The 17960-nt window shown below is 72.8% G+C and carries 17 protein-coding genes; 4 read left to right on the top strand and 13 right to left on the bottom strand.

Features of this window, described 5'->3' with window-relative positions:
- Positions 1–107 precede the first annotated feature (107 nt).
- Both ACFY04_RS07355 and ACFY04_RS07350 read right to left on the bottom strand, forming a co-directional pair.
- Positions 108–1565 carry an aldehyde dehydrogenase family protein gene (locus ACFY04_RS07355; protein ID WP_389114715.1) on the bottom strand — a complete coding sequence of 486 codons (1458 nt, stop codon included), beginning with the start codon at positions 1563–1565 and terminating at the stop codon, positions 108–110.
- A gap of 89 nt (positions 1566–1654) precedes the next feature.
- A complete protein-coding gene (locus ACFY04_RS07350) occupies positions 1655–2533 on the bottom strand; it encodes a helix-turn-helix domain-containing protein (protein WP_389114713.1) in 879 nt (292 codons plus the stop codon).
- A 341-nt stretch (positions 2534–2874) separates the two neighbouring features.
- Here ACFY04_RS07350 and ACFY04_RS07345 point away from each other — a divergent pair, with 341 nt between their 5' ends.
- Positions 2875–3384: an ATP-binding protein gene (locus ACFY04_RS07345; protein WP_389114712.1), complete on the top strand. Its 510-nt coding sequence runs from the start codon at positions 2875–2877 to the stop codon at positions 3382–3384.
- A 110-nt stretch (positions 3385–3494) separates the two neighbouring features.
- Here ACFY04_RS07345 and ACFY04_RS07340 read toward each other — a convergent pair whose 3' ends face one another.
- From ACFY04_RS07340 to ACFY04_RS07330, 3 genes are all read right to left on the bottom strand, one after another.
- Positions 3495–3740 (bottom strand): DUF397 domain-containing protein, encoded by a 246-nt coding sequence (locus ACFY04_RS07340; protein ID WP_030726905.1) that lies wholly within the window; start codon positions 3738–3740, stop codon positions 3495–3497.
- A gap of 136 nt (positions 3741–3876) precedes the next feature.
- The gene (locus tag ACFY04_RS07335; protein ID WP_389114711.1) at positions 3877–5091 is read right to left on the bottom strand and encodes a DUF2786 domain-containing protein; all 1215 of its coding nucleotides are present in this window, start codon (positions 5089–5091) and stop codon (positions 3877–3879) included.
- On the bottom strand, positions 5061–5276 hold the full coding sequence (locus ACFY04_RS07330; protein WP_389114709.1) for a winged helix-turn-helix transcriptional regulator: 216 nt from the start codon (positions 5274–5276) through the stop codon (positions 5061–5063). The genes ACFY04_RS07335 and ACFY04_RS07330 overlap by 31 nt, the downstream gene beginning before the upstream one ends.
- 209 nt (positions 5277–5485) lie before the next feature.
- On the opposite strand from ACFY04_RS07330, the gene ACFY04_RS07325 reads away from it, so the two are divergent.
- The gene (locus tag ACFY04_RS07325) at positions 5486–7201 is read left to right on the top strand and encodes a bifunctional 3'-5' exonuclease/DNA polymerase (protein WP_389114707.1); all 1716 of its coding nucleotides are present in this window, start codon (positions 5486–5488) and stop codon (positions 7199–7201) included.
- A gap of 6 nt (positions 7202–7207) precedes the next feature.
- Here the strand turns inward: ACFY04_RS07325 and ACFY04_RS07320 are convergent, their stop codons facing one another.
- The 4 genes from ACFY04_RS07320 to ACFY04_RS07305 form a co-directional block, all read right to left on the bottom strand.
- Positions 7208–8461, bottom strand: a complete 1254-nt coding sequence (locus ACFY04_RS07320) for a hypothetical protein (RefSeq protein WP_389114706.1) — start codon at positions 8459–8461, stop codon at positions 7208–7210.
- A 77-nt stretch (positions 8462–8538) separates the two neighbouring features.
- On the bottom strand, positions 8539–9054 hold the full coding sequence (locus ACFY04_RS07315; RefSeq protein WP_389114705.1) for a SigE family RNA polymerase sigma factor: 516 nt from the start codon (positions 9052–9054) through the stop codon (positions 8539–8541).
- A 100-nt stretch (positions 9055–9154) separates the two neighbouring features.
- Entirely contained in the window at positions 9155–9661 is a 507-nt protein-coding gene (locus tag ACFY04_RS07310; RefSeq protein ID WP_389114704.1) for a GNAT family N-acetyltransferase, read from the bottom strand.
- Positions 9662–9863: 202 nt separating this feature from the next.
- Positions 9864–11099, bottom strand: coding sequence for a serine hydrolase domain-containing protein (locus tag ACFY04_RS07305; protein ID WP_389114703.1), 1236 nt, complete (start codon positions 11097–11099; stop codon positions 9864–9866).
- 343 nt (positions 11100–11442) lie between these two features.
- Here ACFY04_RS07305 and ACFY04_RS07300 point away from each other — a divergent pair, with 343 nt between their 5' ends.
- Both ACFY04_RS07300 and ACFY04_RS07295 read left to right on the top strand, forming a co-directional pair.
- The gene (locus ACFY04_RS07300) at positions 11443–12861 is read left to right on the top strand and encodes a PQQ-binding-like beta-propeller repeat protein (RefSeq protein WP_389114702.1); all 1419 of its coding nucleotides are present in this window, start codon (positions 11443–11445) and stop codon (positions 12859–12861) included.
- Between the two features lie 26 nt (positions 12862–12887).
- Positions 12888–13736, top strand: coding sequence for a hypothetical protein (locus ACFY04_RS07295; RefSeq protein WP_389114701.1), 849 nt, complete (start codon positions 12888–12890; stop codon positions 13734–13736).
- Between the two features lie 39 nt (positions 13737–13775).
- Here ACFY04_RS07295 and ACFY04_RS07290 read toward each other — a convergent pair whose 3' ends face one another.
- The 4 genes from ACFY04_RS07290 to ACFY04_RS07275 form a co-directional block, all read right to left on the bottom strand.
- Positions 13776–14753: an NAD-dependent epimerase/dehydratase family protein gene (locus ACFY04_RS07290; RefSeq protein WP_389114700.1), complete on the bottom strand. Its 978-nt coding sequence runs from the start codon at positions 14751–14753 to the stop codon at positions 13776–13778.
- 98 nt (positions 14754–14851) lie between these two features.
- A complete protein-coding gene (locus tag ACFY04_RS07285) occupies positions 14852–15985 on the bottom strand; it encodes a hypothetical protein (protein ID WP_389114699.1) in 1134 nt (377 codons plus the stop codon).
- Positions 15982–16710, bottom strand: coding sequence for an HAD family hydrolase (locus tag ACFY04_RS07280; protein ID WP_389114697.1), 729 nt, complete (start codon positions 16708–16710; stop codon positions 15982–15984). The genes ACFY04_RS07285 and ACFY04_RS07280 overlap by 4 nt, the downstream gene beginning before the upstream one ends.
- Entirely contained in the window at positions 16703–17959 is a 1257-nt protein-coding gene (locus ACFY04_RS07275) for an ATP-grasp domain-containing protein (RefSeq protein WP_389114695.1), read from the bottom strand. The genes ACFY04_RS07280 and ACFY04_RS07275 overlap by 8 nt, the downstream gene beginning before the upstream one ends.
- Between the last annotated feature and the right edge of the window lies 1 nt (position 17960).

The raw sequence follows: 17960 nt of genomic DNA, 5'->3' as shown, positions 1-17960 counted from the left end.
GCGACGCGGAGCGTCGCCGACCGAGGACAACGCGGCGAGGCGCGGTGCCGGCCACCGCGAGCCCGGCCTGATCGGCAAGACACCCCCTGGGGGATGACGGGGATGACCTAGAACGGGAAGGTCGTCCGGCCGTGCTGTACGGAGATCCACTTCTGCGTGGTGAAGGCCTCGATCGTGGCCTCGCCGTTCAGCCGGCCCAGACCCGAGGCCTTCTCGCCGCCGAAGGCGGCCAGCGGCTCGTCCCCGATCGTGGAGTCGTTGACGTGCATCATGCCCGTCTCGATCCGCTGGGCGAAGCGCACGCCCCGCTCCACGTCCCGGGTGTGCACGGCGCCGCTCAGCCCGTAGGGGGTCGCGTTGGTCAGCCGTACGGCCTCGTCCTCGCCGTCGAAGACCACCAGCAGGGCCACCGGGCCGAAGATTTCCTGGCTCAGCAGCGGGGAGTCCTCGGGGATCCCGGCGAGCACCGTGGGTTCGACCAGGTTGCCGCGCGTAGACCCGCGTACGAGCGCCTGCGCGCCGGATTCCACGGCCTGGTCCACGAGCGCGGTCAGGGCGTCGGCCTGGAAGGAGTTGATCAGCGGGCCGATGTGGGTGTCGGCCTCGTGCGGGTCGCCCGTCTTGAGGGCGCGCACGCGTGCGGTGAACTTCTCGGTGAACTCCTCGGCGACGGAGGCGTCGACGAGGATCCGGTTGGCGGCCATACAGACCTGGCCCTGGTAGACGAAGCGGCTGAAGACGGCCGCGTCCACCGCGTAGTCGAGGTCGGCGTCGTCGAGCACGACGAGCGCGCTGTTGCCGCTGAGCTCCAGGACCGTGCGCTTGAAGTGGCGGGCGGCGATCGCCCCGACGTGCCGGCCGACCCGGTCCGATCCCGCGAACGAGATGACCTTGGGGACGGGGTGGGTCAGGAGCGCGTCGCCTATCTCGGCGATGTCGGTGACCAGGACGTTCAGCAGGCCGGCCGGCAGCCCGGCGTCCTCGAAGATCTTGGCGATCACGCCGCCGCCCACGACCGGGGCGTTCTGGTTGGGCTTGATGACGACCGCGTTGCCCAGCGCCAGGGCCGGGGCGACCGACTTCAGGGTCACCAGGAAGGGGAAGTTGAAGGGGCTGATCACCGTGACGACGCCCACGGGGAGCCGCTGGACCCGGTTCTCCTTGCCCTCGACCAGCGAGGGCAAGATCCGCCCCTCGGGCCGGACGGCGAGCTGGAGGGACTCGCGGATGAACTCCATCGCGAGGTGGACCTCGTACTCGGCCTTGGGACGCGTCCCGCCGAGCTCGTCGATCATCGCCTCGACGATCTCCTTCTCGCGCTCCTCGGTGATCCGCAGGGCGCGCTCCAGGACGGCGCGTCTGATGTAAGGGCTGGTGGCGGCCCACTCGCGCTGGGCGCGCTCGGCGCCGCGGTAGGCCTGGTCCACCTGCTCGACGGTGGCCACGGTGATGGCCGCGAGCTTCTCCCCGTTGAAGGGGTTGACGTCGATGATGTCCCACGAACCGGTACCGGCCAGCCATTCGCCGTCGATGTACTGGTGAGCCAGGTCGCTGAATATGGACATGCCATCCCTTACTGCGAGCGCGCACCCGTGCGCTGCACCGGAGACCGATCGGTCATCATGCACTGATCAGACGTCATACTACGTGCGAATCAAGACAGTTGGAGCAGGCCGCGGAGAAGATCCCGGGTCCGCTCGGCATCGGGGCAGTCCGCCTGGAGCCGTTCCATCGCCCGCTCGTACTGCCCCACTTCCTCGCCCTTGTCCAGGTAGAGGGCACTGGTGAGCTGTTCCAGATAGACGATGTCCTGGAGGTCGGACTCGGGGAAGCGCAGCAGGGTGAAGGCTCCGCTCTCGCCCGCGTGGCCGCCGAAGGAGAAGGGCATCACCTGGAGCTGCACGTTGGGCCGCTGGGAGACCTCGATGAGGTGCTCCAGCTGACCGCGCATGACCTCGCGGTCGCCGTACGGGCGGCGCAGCGCGGCCTCGTCGAGGACGGCGTGGAAGATGGGGGCGTTCTCTGAGACGAGGGCCTTCTGGCGCTCCAGGCGCAGGGCCACGCGGCGGTCGATCTCGGCGCCGGTGGCGCCGGGCATGCCGCGGCTGACGACGGCGTGGGCGTACGCCTCGGTCTGCAACAGTCCGTGGACGAACTGGACTTCGTAGATCCGGATGAGTGAGGCGGCGCCCTCCAGGCCGATGTATGTCTGGAACCACCCGGGCAGCACGTCGCCGTAACTGTGCCACCAGCCGGTCGCGTTGGCCTCCCGGACCAGTCCGAGCAGCGACTCGCGCTCCGTGCTGTCCGTGACTCCGTAGAGCGTGAGGAGGTCCTCGACGTCTCTGGCCTTGAAGCTCACCCTTCCCAACTCCAAGCGGCTGATCTTCGATTCGGATGCGCGGATCGAGTAGCCGGCCGCCTCACGGGTGATGCCGCGGGATTCTCGGAGTCGCCTGAGCTGGGAGCCCAGGAGGATGCGGCGCACCACAGAACCGCTTGCTTCTGCGGTCACTAGTACTGCCCTCCCCATCGCATTGGCGTGCGCGTGGTGTGCGCGAGCGTCTCGGGGCCCCCGTACCCCAGGGGCCGCAGTCTGCCACCAAAACGCATCGGCCCGTACTCGTTCTGTAACGGAATCCCGTCTCCGGGAAAAGAAGTCCGTAAGGATGCGTAGGAAGAAATGAGTCAGAACCGTCACGGGAGGGGACAGGTCCGGCGCGTGCACGTGCATCTGCCCTTGCATCCGGCTCCGGCATTCGGAACGATGGTCCCCGCGCACCTGCGTGCTGTTCGCGCCGGCGCCGGACCCACCCCGCAGTTCTTTCTGGACGGAGATGACCGCTCCGCCCGCGAATCCCGGGAGTGCCTCGCATGGGGACGAATGGATCGACCATGCTCGAGCCGTTACGGCAGGGGCTGCCCCCGGTCGACCCCACGGCTGTCTCCGGGTCCGCCTCCTGCGCTCTGCCCGCCCGCTACGAAGCGGTGCGCGGAGCCCGCTCCTTCTGTCGTTCGACCCTGTCCCAGTGGGGCCTCGACGACCGCTTCGACGATGTGGCCCTGGTGGTCTCCGAGCTCGTCACCAACGCGCTGCGCCATGCCCTGCCCGAGGACGCGCGGGGGGCGGACGCCGAGCCGGAGCCGCCGGTACGGCTGCACCTGATGCGGTGGAGCACGCGGCTGGTGTGCGCGGTGCGGGACCCCAGCGAGGACCGGCCCGGCGGGGGCTTCTCGCCGGAGCGCACCGAGGAGAACTTCGACCTGGAGTCCGGGCGCGGGCTGTTCCTGGTGGACTCGTACAGCGACAGCTGGGGCTGGCACCCGCTCGCGGGCCGGCTGACCGGCAAGGTGGTCTGGGCGCTCTTCCTGCTCCAGGACTGAACGGCCGACAGCCGCCGATCAAGGGCGAACACAGGACAACTGGCCGGGATTGATCATTGCGATCAGTCCCGGCCAGTGCACGTGCATGGCGTGATGGGTGCGCTGTTCCGTCAGCTGATCAGGTGATCGAACTCGCCGTCCTTGACGCCCAGAAGCAGAGCCTCGATCTCGGCCGGCGTGTAGACGAGCGCCGGTCCGTCGGGAAAGCGCGAATTGCGCATGGCGACATCGCCTCCCGGCAGCCGTGCGAACTCCACGCAGGAACCCTGCGAGTTGCTGTGTCTGCTCTTCTGCCACGTCAGCTCAAACAAGGTAGCGAGTTCTGCAGCTGCCATCCCGTTGTACGCGTGGTCCACAGGAAGCCCCCGATAGTGCAGATGTCAACTCCTCCGGATCATAGCCGTGTTCATGAGCTGCTGCATGGGCAGATGCACGTGCACGCGGGGTGGTCCGTTGATCACAGACAGGTCCGTACTCAGGAGTAGGGAACATCTAGCGGGGCAGTGGCTTCTGTCTGCCGCCCATGTGGGCGCGGTCGGCGGCGGCCGTGCCGTCCTCCCAGCCCGCGTGGTCGGTGGCGCCGCGCAGCCGGGTCGTGGTGGTCCGGGGGAACATCTCCTCCGCCCGCGAGGTGACCGCCACGTCACGGGCCACCAGGGCCGGCAGGTTGCCGGGGGCCTCCGTCGCCGTGTGCTCGGCGGTCTCGGCGAGCCGGTGGCCGAGCCGGCTGGCGTAGGCGAGCAGGAAGGACTGCCTGAAGGTCTTCGTCCGCTTGCGCCCGCCGGAGCGCTGCGCGGCCTCCGCGCGGGTCATCGCGGCCGTGCCCTGCACGAGCAGCGAGGTGTAGAGCAGCTCCACCGCCTCCAGGTCGCTCTCGAAGCCGACCACCGTGGAGAACTCGAAGCCGCTGTTCCACACCGCCCGGCAGCGGTTGGCGCCGGCCACCGCGTCGAGCAGCACCGCCTTCGCCTCCTCGTACGGCGGCTCGACACCGATCCGGCAGGCGCCGGGCACCTGGGCCGGGCCCTTGCCGCTCGCCGCCAGCAGCGCCTCGTCCACGGTGTGCCGGGCCATCAGCTCCTGGGCTTTGGCGCTGAGCGCCTCCGCCTCCTCCGGGAAGGTCGTCGCCTCGGCCTTGGCGAGCAGGGCCCGGATCCGGCCCAGCATGCGCGGCTCGATGTGGGCGTGCTCGGCGAGCGCGTCGGCCGGGTCGCCGGGCAGCGGACCCACCGGTTCGATCGAGGGCAGCCGGATCAGCAGCCGCAGCACCTCCAGGAAGGCGGTGGCCAGCGTGAACCGGTCCGCCCGTTCCCGCTGCGCGAGCCGGTCGGCGTACTCCCCGTCGCCCGTCCACCACACCTCGGCGGCGCCCCAGCGCGCCGGGAGCCGGGCGTAGCGGCGCGCCTCGGCGGCGATCAGGTCCCCGGTGATCCGCAGGTGCCGCTCGTCGAGGTCCCGGCGCACCAGCCGCAGCACGTCGGCCGGCTGCCAGCCCCGCTCCCAGCCCTGGCGTACGTACGCCTCTCCGCGCGCCAGCAGCTCCCGCCCGACGGCGGGCCAGCCCGCCTGGTCCGCGACGAGCAGCGACGCGCCGGTGTCCAGCCCGGCGTCGTCCTGGGCGTAGAGGGCGGCGGCGAAGGCTCGGTCGACGGTCTCGGCAAGGTCTCTCACACCTCTCAGCTTGGCATGTCCGCCTTCGCGTCCCATTCCCGGCGGGCGGCCTCGATCTGCGGGCGGTGCGCCGGCGACCAGTCCGCGAGGCCCTTGACCAGCCGGGTCAGGCTGCGGCCGAGGTCGGTCGGCTCGTACTCGACCCGGGGCGGCACGGTGGCGTGCACGGTCCGGGTGACCGGGCCGTCGCGGTCCGGGCGGCGGACGGTGAGGGTGAGCATCCGCTGCGAGATGCCGTCGACCGCGCGCTGGAGAGGTGGCGGTCCGGGTGGCCCTGTAGCCGGGGGAGTTTGAGGCGCGGGGTCCGGGGCGGAGCCCCGGCCATGGCGCGGGCGGAGCCCCGGCCATGGCGCCGCGCCCGCCCCGCAGACCTGCACTCCGCGGCACGGCGGGACCGCCCCTGTCAGACCCCGGTGGGACACTCGCACCCATGAGCGACCGCACTCCCCGGTGGGCCCTCGCCGAGGACGGCGACGGGTGGTGGCACGCCGCGCCCGTACCCCCCGCCGAAGGCGTCCGGATGCGCGTGCGCGACCCGGCCGACGCGGTGCGCGCCGCCCCGCCCGGCACGCGCTGGGTCTGGCGGTCCACCGCGGCCGTGTACCCCCGGCTGCTCGCCGCGGGCGCGCGCGTCGAGCGGTGCCACGACATCGAGGACGCCGAGCTGCTGCTCCTCGGCCACGAGGGCCGCTTCGGCGAGCCCCGCTCGGCGGCCGCGGCCTGGGCCCGGCTCACCGGCGCCCCCGTACCGCCCGATCCGCGCCCGCGCGCCGCCGAACCCCGCGCCCAGGACTCCCTCTTCGACCCGCAGCCCACCCCGGTCCCGCTGGACGCCCTGCTCGCCATCCACGCCGACCAGGCCAAGCGGCTCGACGCCACCGCCCACCCCGACCGGATGCGGCTGCTCACCGCCGCCGAGTCGGCGGCCTTCCTCGTCGCCGCCGAGATGAACCGCGTGGGCCTGCCCTGGCGGGCCGACGTGCACCGCGCCCTGCTGACCGAGCTGCTCGGCGAGCGGTACGCGGGCGGCGGGGAGCCCCGGCGCCTCGCCGAGCTGGCCGACCGCGTGTCCGCCGCCTTCGGCAGACGCGTGCGCCCCGATCTGCCCGCCGACGTCGTCAAGGCCTTCGCCGGGGCCGGGATCAAGCTCAGGTCCACCCGCCGCTGGGAGATCCAGGAGCTGGACCATCCCGCCGTCGAGCCGCTGATCGAGTACAAGAAGCTGTACCGGATCTACACCGCCCACGGCTGGGCCTGGCTCGCGGACTGGGTCCGCGACGGCCGCTTCCGCCCGGAGTTCATCCCCGGCGGCACCCTCACCGGCCGCTGGGTCACCAACGGCGGCGGCGCCCTGCAGATCCCCAAGGTGATCCGCCGGGCCGTGGTCGCCGACCCCGGCTGGCGGCTCGTCGTCGCCGACGCCGACCAGATGGAGCCGCGCGTCCTCGCCGCGATCTCCCGCGACCCCGCCTTCATGGAGGTCGCCGGGGAGGCCTCGGACCTCTACACCGCCGTCTCCCGCCAGGGCTTCTCGGGCGACCGGGACAAGGCCAAGATCGCGGTGCTCGGCGCCGTCTACGGCCAGACCTCCGGGGACGGCCTGAAGAACCTGGCCGCGCTCCGCCGCCGCTTCCCCCGGGCCGTCGCGTACGTGGACGACGCGGCGAAGGCCGGGGAGGAGGGCCGGCTCGTACGGACCTGGCTGGGCCGCACCTGCCCGCCGCCCGCCGGCTCCGGCGAGGGCGACGAGGCCGGTGACGGCGGCGTCGACCCGGGCGAGGGGTACGGGGAGGGCGGGGCCGGGACCCCGCAGGACCGCGACGACGGCTGGACCCCGAGCTACGCCTCCACCAACACCCGGGCCCGCGGCCGGTTCACCCGTAACTTCGTCGTCCAGGGCAGCGCGGCCGACTGGGCCCTGCTGCTGCTCGCGGCCCTGCGGCAGGCGACCGCCGGCATGCGGGCCGAGCTGGTGTTCTTCCAGCACGACGAGGTGATCGTGCACTGCCCGGCCGAGGAGGCCGGGGCCGTCGTGGAGGCGATCCGGGCCGCCGGCGAACGGGCCGGCCGGATCGCCTTCGGCGACACCCCGGTCCGGTTCCCGTTCACGACGGCGGTCGTGGAGTGCTACGCGGACGCCAAGTGAGGGGGGTCAGCGGGCGGGACCGGCCAGGTTCCACTCCGGGGCGAGAGCGATCTGCCTCAGCTGCCCCATCGTCAGCGCGGGCGAGGGGCGGGTGGCCGGGCCGTTCTGGTCCGCCGTGCTGAAGGCGGTGACCAGCACGCGCAGCCCGTCCTTGCGCAGGGTGTCCACCTTCCACTGGGTCACGCTCTTGTTCTTCTCCCCGGGCCCCGCCGTGACCTTCACCTTCGTGCCGTCGGACTCCGTGGTGACGGCCGGGTTCCCCGTGAAGCCCGGGGGGTTCGCGTGGGACTGGACGTTGATCTGGACCAGGGACTTGCCCTTGCCGTCGTCGAGTACGACGTAGCCGTACGTCCCCTGCCCGCCCTTGGAGACGATCGGGACGGTGATGCCGAACCGGTTCATCAGGTGCTCCAGGGCGTCCACGGCCTTCCGGTCCCGCAGGGCGATCGACTCCGGCTTGGGCGCCGGCTCGGGTTCGGCCTCGGGCAGGTCGTTCAGGGCCGCGTGCCACGTGTCCGAGGTGACCAGGCTCTTCAACTGCGCGAGGGTCAGCGGCGGGTCGGTCCGGGAGACGGGAGCGCCCTTGTCGGCCGCGGCGTTCCACTCGGACGCGTCGACCAGGAAGCCCTTCACGGTCACCAGCACGGCCCGCCAGACCTTGGTGTCCACCCGGCGGTCCGGGTACTCGTACCCCTGGTGGAGCAGCAGCCTGGAGCCGTCCGGGAGCTGCTCGGTCCGGCAGTCGTCGTAGGTGTGCAGGTTCTTGTCCTCGCACTCGGTCTGCGCACGGGAGCTGCTGCCGAACGGGTCCACCCGCTGGAGGCTGAGGGAGACGGCCGCCGGGCCCTTCCCGTCGTCGTACACGACGCCGACCCTCGGTCCCAGCTCGTCCTCCGTGCCCCGCGCCGTGGGCTCGGTGAGCCGACCGCCCGGCAGGAGCGACTTCAGGTTGCCGATCATCTGGTCGGCGGTGACCGCGCCGGTGCCGGTCTGGCGCCCGTTGCCCGGCGGGGTCGGCAGCGGCGCCGCGGCATGGACCGCGCCCTCGGCCCCGGAGCCGCCGAACAGGCCGCCGGAGTAGGCCCCCGCCGTGGCGATCAGTGCGAGGGCCAGCACGGATCCGCCGGCCACGGCGGCCCGGCGGCGCGCCACCCGCCGCCGGCCGCGCTGCTCGCCCGCTTCCGCGAGGGCCCCGGGGTCGGTCGTGAAGCCCTCCCCCGTGCGCCGGAGGGCTTCGGAGAGTTCGTCTTCGACGGACATGGAGAACCAGGCCTTCCGTTTGCCGGGTGGGTGAGGGGAGGGAGCCGACCGGAGCCGACCGGAGCCGACCGGCGGTCTCAGAGGTCCACGAAGGCGGCGAGGCTGCCGCCCAGCTGCTCCCGCAGCCGGGCGAGCGCCCGCGAGGTCCGGGTACGGACTGCCGCCGAGGAGGCGTTCATCGCGTCGGCGGTCTCCTCGACGCTGCGGTTCTCCCAGTAGCGCAGCACCAGCACCGCCCGGTCCTTGGGCGCCAGCCGCCCCAGCGCCTCCAGCAGCGTCAGCCGCTGCGCCGGATCCCCTCCGTCCGGAGCGGGCGCGCCCCGGTCGGGGAGCTCCCCGGCCGGCCGCTCCCCCGCCGGCCGGCGGCGCTGGTGCGTGAGGAAGACCCGTACCAGCACCGTCTGGGCGTAGGCCGCCGGATTGTCGATACGGGAGATCCGGCCCCACCGCTGGTACATCCGCCCCAGGGTCTCCTGCACCAGGTCCTCCGCGAGGCGGGTGTCCCCGCCCACGAGCAGACATGCCGACCGGTACAGAGGGCCCGAGCGGCCCGCGGCGAACTCACGGAACCCGTCCCTGCGCCCCTGGCGCATGTGCTCCCCCCTCGCGTCCGTCTCACCCTGTGACGCGAGGGCGGCGGAAAATGTTTCATCCCCCGCCGCCGTTCTTGTCGGTACTCCTGCGGCAGGCCGGTCAGCCCAGGTCGTGGAAGTACACGTGGAACTCCTCGCGGACGAAGCCCTCCGCCTCGTACAGCCCCTGCGCGACGGTGTTGTCGTACGCGGTCTCCAGCTGCACACCGGACACCCCCGCCTCGCGGGCCCGGCGCAGCACCTCGCGCAGCAGCGCCCGGCCGGCCCCGGTGCGGCGGCCGGCCGGGGCGACGTAGAGGTCGTTGAGGACCCAGGCGGTCCGCAGGGTGAGGGAGGAGAACCCGCGGTAGACCTGGGCGAAGCCGACCGTTCCGGCCTCCGGGACATCGGCGAGCAGCACCAGCGATTCGTCCTTGGCGATCCGCTCCGCCAGGAAGGCCCGCGGGGCGTCCGGGTCCTCGATGTCCACCTCGTAGAAGTCGAGATAGCCGCGGAACAGTACGGCCGCCGCGTCGACGTCCGCCTCGCCGGCCGCGCGGACCGAGACCGCGGAAGCGGAGTCCTCCGCCGGGGACCGGCCGTCCTTCTGTGCTGCCTGACCGTTCATGTGCGTCTCCCTCAGGGGTGTTTCGCGCGCCGCGGACCATGGTGGGTGGAGGGTGCCGAGCTGTCCGGCCCCCCGGCACCCTCGACTCCCTACGCTACGGCCGGAGTCGGCCGGGGCGAAGGACGGGCCGCACACGCGGCGGCGGGCCCCGGGACCGAAGTCCCGGGGCCCGCCGTACACATGCGTGGCCGGCCGGCCCCGCTCACGACGCCGGCTGGGCGGGGAGCGTGTAGATCCGGCCGGGAGTCACGATCTTGGTGATCGCCTCGCCGAACAGGGTGCTGGGCTCCTGGCCCTGGTACCCGATGTCCGTGTTGACCAGCACGACCAGTGTGGCCTTCGATTCCGGCAGGTAGAGGACCAGCGACCCGTAGCCCGGCAGTGAGCCGTTGTGCCCGATCCAGCCCTGGACGTTGAAGATGCCGAGGCCGTAGCCCGTGCCCGGGAGCGCGTCGACCACGTCGAGGCGCTGCGCCTGGGTGGCGGGGGTCAGCAGGGTCCCGGTCGCCAGGGTCTTCGCCCAGCTGCGCAGGTCGGGGAGGTCGGAGATCATCGCGCCGGCCGCCCAGGCCCAGGAGGGGTCCCAGTCGGTGGAGTCCTCGACCTTCCCGGAGGCCGTCTGGTTCGTGTAGCCGTGGGCGTGCGGGCTGGGGAACCCCGGACCCGTGGGGAACACCGTGTGCTTCAGCCCGGCGGGCTCGACGACCTCCCGGTCGATGAAGCGGTCGAGGGGGACGCCGCTGACCTTCTCCACGACCAGGCCGAGCAGGATCAGGTTGGTGTTGCAGTAGTAGAACTCCGCGTTCGGCTCGAAGAGCACCGGGTGCTTGAAGGAGTATCCGAGCAGCTCCTGCGGGGTGAAGGGCCGGTCGGGGTTGCTGGTCAGCGCCTTGTAGAAGTCCTCGTCCGCCGAGTAGTTGAACAGGCCGCTGCGCATCCCGGCGAGCTCGCGCAGGGTGATCCGGTCGCCGTTCGGCACCCCGTCGATGTACTTGCCGATCGGGTCGTCCAGACCGACCTTGCCCTCGTCGACCAGCTCCAGCAGGGCGGTCACCGTGAAGGTCTTCGTCACGCTGCCGATCCGCATGTTCAGGTTCGGGGTCATCGGCGCGCCCGTGGCCTTGTCGGCGATGCCGAAGGACCGTACGTAGTCACCCTTGCCCGGGGCCGACACGGCCACGATCACGCCGGGGATCTTCGCCTCCGCCAGGACCTTCTCGATCGCGGCGTCCAGCCGGCGGGTGACCGCGGGTGTCAGCTGCGCGAACCCGTCCGAGGCGGGTGCCGGGGTCGGCGCCGGGACCGTGGCGGCCGGCACGGGCGCCGCGGGCGCCGGCGCGTCCCCTGCGTACACCGCGCCCGGCCCCGTACCCACGAGTCCCGCCACGAGTACGACCGCCGCCACGGCCACGGCGGCGCTGCGCCGGCGTGTCGTCATGCCCGGCCTCCTCACCCCCCAAGCCAAGGAACCATCACTCCACGCTAGACCTGTGCACCCGGGCGGGCGACCGGAGCTGCTCGCGGCGAATTCGTCCAAAAATCTATTCTAGAAATATCTCCGGATCGGCCAGACTGCCCCCATGACCGGTCGTACCTCCGGCCCACGGCCGGAACCCGACGAACAGGGGCCCGCCGGCTTCGGCCCGCCGCCCGCCCCGTTCGCAGCGCCCGCACCACCTCCACCGCCCGCACCACCCGCACCACCTCCACCACCTCCACCGCCCGCACCGTTCGCACCGACCGCCCAGCGATCCGGCGGCCGGCCGCGGCTGCCCCGGCCCGTGACCGCCGTCGGCGCCGTCGCGGCGCTGCTCGCCGCCCTGCTCCTCATCGGCGGCGGCGCCTACCGCCTCACGGTCCGCGGCGGGCCCGCGCAGCCCCTGGCCGGGCCCTCCGGTTCGCCCTCGGTCGACCAGGGCGACGGCAAGGGCCCCGGTGGGGGACCCGGCACCTACGACCCCAACGCCGGCATCCGGGCGGGCGAGGCCCGGGTCTGGCTGCGCGACAACCAGGCCGAGGTACCCGGGTCGGGTGTCTCGCAGTACGGCCCCTGGCGCGTGGGCGACACCGTGGTCGGCGCGATCCCGAGCGGTCTCACCGGCTACGCGGTGGCCGACGGCCAGGAGAAGTGGAAGCTTCCGCTCCAGACCCCGCTGTGCGGGGTCCCGCCGGCCCCGTCCGCGCAGGGCAAGCTCGTCGTGGGGGTGAAGGAGAGCACGTCGGAGACCTCGCGCTGCACCCACCTCCAGCAGGTCGACCTCGCCACGGGGAAGGCGGGCTGGAAGATTCCGCTGCCGCCGGAGAGCGACCGCGACACCACGACGCAGTTCGAGCTGGCGATCAGCGGTGACACCGTGGTCGTCGCCCGGCCAGCCCTCATGAGCGGCTTCTCGGTCACCGACGGGCACAAGCTCTTCGGCACGTCGAGCCCGAACGGCTGCTACCCGTCCGCCTTCGCCGGGGGCTCGCGGCTGATCGGCATCCGCCGCTGCCCCGACCCGAACGACGTCCGCGCACCCGGACAGGAGATGGTCGAGGAGCTGGATCCAGCCACCGGCGGAGCGCGGTGGAGCTACAAGTTCGCCCCGGACTGGACGGTCGGCCGGGTGCTCTCCGTCGACCCGCTGGTGATCGCCGCACACCACAAGGACAAGAAGACCTGGAACCTCACGGCGTTCGCCGCCGACGGCACGGTCCGCTCGCAGAGCACCCCGTCCTTCGGGGTCAGCGGCCGGTGCAACGGATGGGGCAACGCGAGCGGCTTCCAGGAGTGCTACGCCGCCGCGGCCGACGCCGACACGCTCTACATCGGCGCGGGCAAGCCCGGCACCACCCTCGACACCGAGGCCACCGACCAGGTCGTCGCCGTCGACCTGAACACCGGCAAGGAACGGTGGCGCACCACCGAGCAGCCCAAGGGGCGCACCATGTGGCCGCTGGCGGTCGAGGACGGCAGGGTCCTCACGTACGTCACCCCCGGCAACAACGAGGCGGGGGCGGTCGTCTCCCTCGCCGCGGCCGACGGGGCCTCGCAGCCGTTCCTGCAGAGCCCGGCCGCGGCCCGTGGCGCCCAGGGCGTCTTCTATTCCCACGGCATCCGTATCTCGTGGGCGGGCGGACGGCTGTTCCTGCTCAACGGCCGGGTCAACAGCCCGGAGCCGCGCAAGGCGAGCCGCGCGATCCTGTCCTTCGGCAAGTAGGGCAGGCAGGTACCAGGAGGGGCACCGTGCAGAACCCGTACCAACAGCCGAGTCACCCCGGCGGCCCGTACCGGCCGCCGCCCTTCGGGCCGCCGCAGGAGCCCGGCGGCGGGCGCCGGATCAGCAGAAGACGGCTCGTCGTCGGGATCTGCGCCCTGACCGCCCTGGCGGTCGCCGCCGCCGCGACCGGCGTCGTACTCGGCGTCCGCGAGAACCGGGACCGCTCGGCGGCGGCCGCGGCGGCGTCGGCGGCGGACCCGACGAGGCCGCTCATCGCGGGCTGGAAGACCGTGATCAACCCCACGCACGGCACCGCGTTCGACGTCCCGCCGGGGTGGGAGGTCCTCGAACCCCAGATCTTCAGCGGCTATGAGGACAACAAGGACACGGAGAAGGTCCTCATCGGGCACACGGCCCCCGCCTTCTACAAGTCCCAGTGGTGCAGCATCGACGCGAACGGCGACGGCCAGGTCACGGACGTCCGGCTCGGCAACGTCGGCACCAAGGGCGCCGGCGGCGCCAAGGACCCCGCCGACATCGCCGTGAAGGAGGCGCCCACCTGGGTCTACGCCGCCTACACCCAGCCGGACAAGAGCGTGGTCACGGCGGACAAGCCGGTGGAGTACACCACGAAGTCGGGGGTCAGGGGGAGTTACGTCAAAGCACGCTCCTCGGGCGCGCAGCGGCCCAACCGCTGCGCGGGCGACGGCCAGGCGGTCGTCTTCGGCTTCAAGAACTCCCGGGGCGACCTCGTCTCCTGGGACTTCTACGGCCGCACGGGCGTCCCGGGCGCCGTCGACGACGCCCTGATCATGCGCATCCTGAGCACGGTCCGGCTGGCGGGCGACCCGAAGGACCCCGGCCCCGGGCCGTGATCGCCCACGGCCGTCCGCCCGCCGGTCCGTGTGGTCGCGTCAGCCCTTCAGGAGCCGGGCCTCCGCCTCCTCGGACAGGCCGTCCGCGAGGGTCGGCCCGCCCTCCGGGACCGATCGCTGCCAGGCCCAGGTGTCGGTGACCGTCTCCGTGACCGGGCGGCAGACGAGGCCCGTGGCATGGGCCCGGGAGACGTCTCCCGCGTGGATCGCGGCGTGGAAGTCCGTACCGGGCGGGGCCCAGACGGGAAGGTCGGTCCACGGGGAGAGGTCCGCGGCGGCGATCGCCTCGGGGGAGGTCCAGCGGAGTTCGGCCGCGGCGCCCGTGACGCGTACACAGGTGTCCAGGAGTTCACCGATGGTGGTGTGGCCCGGCTGCGAGACGAGGTTGTAGGGGCCGTGCAGGGACGACTCCAGCGCATTCAGCAGCCAGGCCGCCAGGTCGCGTACGTCGACGTACTGGAGCGGGGTGTCCCGGGGGCCGGGGGCCGCGATCTCGCCGCCCCGGGCGATGCGGGACAGCCACCACGGCAGGCGGCCCGCGTTCTCGCGCGGGCCCAGGATCAGGCCCGGCCGGACCAGCAGGGTGCGGTCCTCGCCGAACGCGCGCAGCACGGCCAGTTCCGCCCCCCGCTTGTCGGCCGCGAAGTCGGTCGCCTCCGCGTCCGGGTCTCCCTCGGCCAGCGGTCCGAACTCGTCCAGCCCCGCCGGCACCGGCCACGCGTACACCGAGCGGCTGGAGACGAAGGCGTGGCGTCCGGTGCGCCCGGCCAGCAGGGCGGCCGCGTCGCGCACCACGGCCGGGGCGCCCGACCAGGTGTCGACGACCGCGTCCCACTCCCCCGTCGCGAGGGCGGCCAGACCGCCCTCCTGCGTACGGTCGCCGTGGCGGACCCGCACGCCGGGCGGGGCCGGGTGCTCGCCCCGGTGGAAGACGGTCACGTTCCAGCCGCGGGCGACCGCGCCCTCGGCGACGGCGCGCCCCGCGAAGTCCGTTCCGCCCAGCAGCAGCAGCCTCATCCTGGTCCCTCTCCGTGGAGCTCGTACGTCGTGTCGTGCAGCGCGCGAACGCCGCCGGGGGCCGTGCGGGCCGCCGGCGGCGTTCGCGGAGGAGCTGGTCAGCGGGCGGTGCGCTCCCGGTACGCCGCGAAGCGCTCGGCGATCTCCTGGGCCCGGCCCTCGGCCTCCGAGAGCTTCATCTCGGCGCAGTCGTAACCGAGTTCCTCCTTCATGATCGCCATGGCGGAGGGCTCGAAGACGACGGTGCCGTCCGCGCGGATCTCGCCGATGCCGTCGTGCAGCTGTCCGGAGACGTTGATGGCGTGCGCCTGGTCCGCGGTCATGCCGTCGGGGAGCAGCGCGCGGAACTTGCCGTTCTCGATCGCCACCGGGTAGCCGCCGAGCGCCCCGTCCGCGCCGGGCGCGTGGACCACCGCGTCGCGCCCGTCGGCGAGCGGCTCCAGCACGCTGAGCGCGGAGGACGCGGTCATCGTCTGGCCGGGCAGGCCTCCGGTGCGGCGGTACGCGCCGGGCAGCCGGTTCAGGAGCTCCGCGACGTCGAGCTCGCCGGTGACGTCGCGCCCGTCGAGGCGGATGCCGAGGCCCATGCCGGCGGGGCCGCTGTTGCCGGTGCGGGACAGGCGGTGCGAGACGTAGTGGTGGGCCACCAGGCGCACCTCGACGTCGGCGGTGCTGCGGCCGAGCTCGTCGGCGGCCACGGCGGTGATGCCGGGAACGTTGTTGGCGACGTTGCCGATGCCGATGTCCGGGGAGAGGCCGATCGCGGTGAGCGCGGGGTGCACGGCGTCGGGGTAGGCGGCGTTGACGACCAGGGCCTGGGTGCCGGAGAGGCGCACGGCCTCCATGGCCTTCATCACCGGGACCAGGTGCATGGGCAGCCACGGGCCGTAGTTGGCGGCGTAGACCCGCTGGAAGGCGTCCTGCTGGAGGGTGGAGATGACCCACCAGGACTGGTAGCTGACGGCCAGGAAGATGATGTCGGGGTCGAAGGCGGATATCCGCTCGGCGGTGCGCGCCACGTCCGTGATGTCGGTCTGCGCGTGGCTGACCTCGTTGGTGTGGCCGCGCTGGACGCTGCAGAAGCGCGTCAGGTTGGCGGCCTTCAGGACGGTCTCCTCGTCGCGGCCGACGAGCTGGACGTGGCGGGGGTTCGGGCTGTGCGCCAGCTCGTGGAAGACACGGCGGCCGATGTCACCGGCACCCAGGACCATGATCTTGCGGGCGTTGTTCACGAGGTACCTCCGAAGGGTGCGGCAGCGGCGAAGGGGGCGGCGGCGGGCGCCATCAGGTGGGCGTCGCGCACGAGCCGGGGCAGCGAGCGCATGGACGGGAAGGTGAGGGCGCCCTCCCGGTGGGGCGGGGTCGCCGGGTCGGCGGTGTACTGCAGGACCCGCATCCCGGCGGCCACGGCGGCGTCCACGCCGACCGGGCTGTCCTCGACCACGACGCACTCGTCGGGCGTGACACCGCAGCTCTCGGCGGCCCAGCGGAACAGCTTCGGGTCGGGCTTCCAGGCGTCGGCGTCGTACGCCGAGAAGAGCCGGTCGCCGAAGTGGTGCAGGATCCGGGCCTTCTCCAGGCGGCTGCGCATGATGGCGAGCGGGCTGTTGGAGGCCACGCACATGCGGTCGCCGACGGCGGCGGCGAGCTGTTCGAGGGCGTACGCGACGCCGTCGATGGGCTCGATGCGGTCGCCGATCAGCTCCTCGCACCTGGCGCGGGCGATCGCCATGGCGTCCTGCGGCGGGGCGTTGCCCGACAGGTCCGCCATCAGGTCGAAGCACTCCTGCATCTTCTTGCCGGAGAACAGCTCGTCCCGCTGGTCCTTGTCCAGCCGCAGGCCCATCATCTCGCCGACGTGGGCGATCCCGCCGTTCTCGGCGTCCTGCGTGTCGACGAGGACGCCGTCCAGGTCGAAGACGACGAACTCGCGCGCTCGTACGGGGAACTCACTCATAGTCGATCCAGTCCACGCTCTCGATGGCGGCGACGGTCGCGGCCAGTTCCTCATGGGTGGCGGCGGAGCCGATGACGGCCGCCGTGTTGCCGCGCGCGCCGATCCGCCAGTCCACGTCGGCGCCGGGCTCGGCGAGGACGACGACCCGGTCGACGCGGGCGAGGCGGCGCAGCGCGGAGACGCCCCGGATGGCGCGCACCCGGCGGGCGCCGACGGGCGGCACGGTCAGGTAGTGGAAGGCGATCGGCCCGCCCTGCTTGACCTCGGGGGTCTCGTACGGGAGGCCGAGCGCGGCGGCGACCGCGACGTACGCCGGGTCGGAGGTGCCGGAGCGGACGGCGAGGTCGTCGACCCAGGCGCCGAGCCGGCCGTTGACCTCGATGACGCGGGGGCCGTCGGCGGTCAGTTTGATCTCGACGTCGGCGACGCCGTGGATGTTCAGGGCGCGCACCGCGCGGCAGGCGAGGTCGCGGACCTCGCGCTCCTCGGCCTCCGGCACGACGGAGAAGCCGCCGTAGCCGCCGCGCTCGCGGAACGGCTCGGCCAGGGCGAACTTGCTGGTGACGAACACCGGCCGGACGTCGTCGCCGTCGGCCACGCAGTCCACCGCGATGTAGTCGCCCCAGGGCGCCGGGGTGGGCCGCCCGACCAGGAGCTCCTCCAGCATCACGGCCGTCTCGGCGGGCCCGCCGTCGGAGCCGGTGAAGATCGCCGCGAGGGCGGCCCGGCACTCCTCGGGGGTGGCGACGGCCTGCGTGTTGCGGCTGGACGCGCCGATCACCGGCTTGATGATGGCCGGCAGTCCGACGTAGGCGATCGCCTCGTCGGCCTGGGCGGGGCCGGTCAGGGTGCGGAAGCGCACGCTGTCGACGCCCGCCTCGGCGAACCGCCGGCGCTGCAGGTCCTTGTGGGTGATGGCGTCGACGTCGGCCGGCCGGTGGTAGCGCAGGCCGAGCGCCTCGGCGAGCCGCACGGTGGGTGCGATCTGGAACTCGCTGAAGGTGATGATGCCCGCCGGGGCGAGCGCGCGCAGCGCCTCCTCGGTCTGTGCCTCGGTGCGGCCCGCGGTGTTCACCACGGTGCCGACCATCTCCAGGGTCGGGATCATCTCCTGGGCGTGCGCGGTGTCCGCGGTCACGAACACCAGGTCGCAGCCGGCCTGCCGGGCCGCCTCGGCGAGCCGGGTGGGTGCGAGGCTGCCGGCGTCGTAGACGACGAGCAGCACGGGGTGGGCGGGGGTCGCGGTCATG

It is taken from the genome of Streptomyces sp. NPDC001549, assembly GCF_042894025.1.
Taxonomy (GTDB): domain Bacteria; phylum Actinomycetota; class Actinomycetes; order Streptomycetales; family Streptomycetaceae; genus Streptomyces; species Streptomyces kutzneri.
This window is presented reverse-complemented; position numbering and strand designations above follow the sequence as displayed.

What these genes read in the sequence shown, in the direction of transcription:
- ACFY04_RS07355 (WP_389114715.1), bottom strand. Translation starts at nt 1,565, where the DNA reads ATGTCCATATTCAGCGACCTGGCTCACCAGTACATCGACGGCGAATGG.
- ACFY04_RS07350 (WP_389114713.1), bottom strand. Translation starts at nt 2,533, where the DNA reads ATGGGGAGGGCAGTACTAGTGACCGCAGAAGCAAGCGGTTCTGTGGTG.
- ACFY04_RS07345 (WP_389114712.1), top strand. Translation starts at nt 2,875, where the DNA reads ATGGGGACGAATGGATCGACCATGCTCGAGCCGTTACGGCAGGGGCTG.
- ACFY04_RS07335 (WP_389114711.1), bottom strand. Translation starts at nt 5,091, where the DNA reads ATGGGACGCGAAGGCGGACATGCCAAGCTGAGAGGTGTGAGAGACCTT.
- ACFY04_RS07330 (WP_389114709.1), bottom strand. Translation starts at nt 5,276, where the DNA reads ATGCTCACCCTCACCGTCCGCCGCCCGGACCGCGACGGCCCGGTCACC.
- ACFY04_RS07325 (WP_389114707.1), top strand. Translation starts at nt 5,486, where the DNA reads ATGAGCGACCGCACTCCCCGGTGGGCCCTCGCCGAGGACGGCGACGGG.
- ACFY04_RS07320 (WP_389114706.1), bottom strand. Translation starts at nt 8,461, where the DNA reads ATGTCCGTCGAAGACGAACTCTCCGAAGCCCTCCGGCGCACGGGGGAG.
- ACFY04_RS07315 (WP_389114705.1), bottom strand. Translation starts at nt 9,054, where the DNA reads ATGCGCCAGGGGCGCAGGGACGGGTTCCGTGAGTTCGCCGCGGGCCGC.
- ACFY04_RS07310 (WP_389114704.1), bottom strand. Translation starts at nt 9,661, where the DNA reads ATGAACGGTCAGGCAGCACAGAAGGACGGCCGGTCCCCGGCGGAGGAC.
- ACFY04_RS07305 (WP_389114703.1), bottom strand. Translation starts at nt 11,099, where the DNA reads ATGACGACACGCCGGCGCAGCGCCGCCGTGGCCGTGGCGGCGGTCGTA.
- ACFY04_RS07290 (WP_389114700.1), bottom strand. Translation starts at nt 14,753, where the DNA reads ATGAGGCTGCTGCTGCTGGGCGGAACGGACTTCGCGGGGCGCGCCGTC.
- ACFY04_RS07280 (WP_389114697.1), bottom strand. Translation starts at nt 16,710, where the DNA reads ATGAGTGAGTTCCCCGTACGAGCGCGCGAGTTCGTCGTCTTCGACCTG.
- ACFY04_RS07275 (WP_389114695.1), bottom strand. Translation starts at nt 17,959, where the DNA reads ATGACCGCGACCCCCGCCCACCCCGTGCTGCTCGTCGTCTACGACGCC.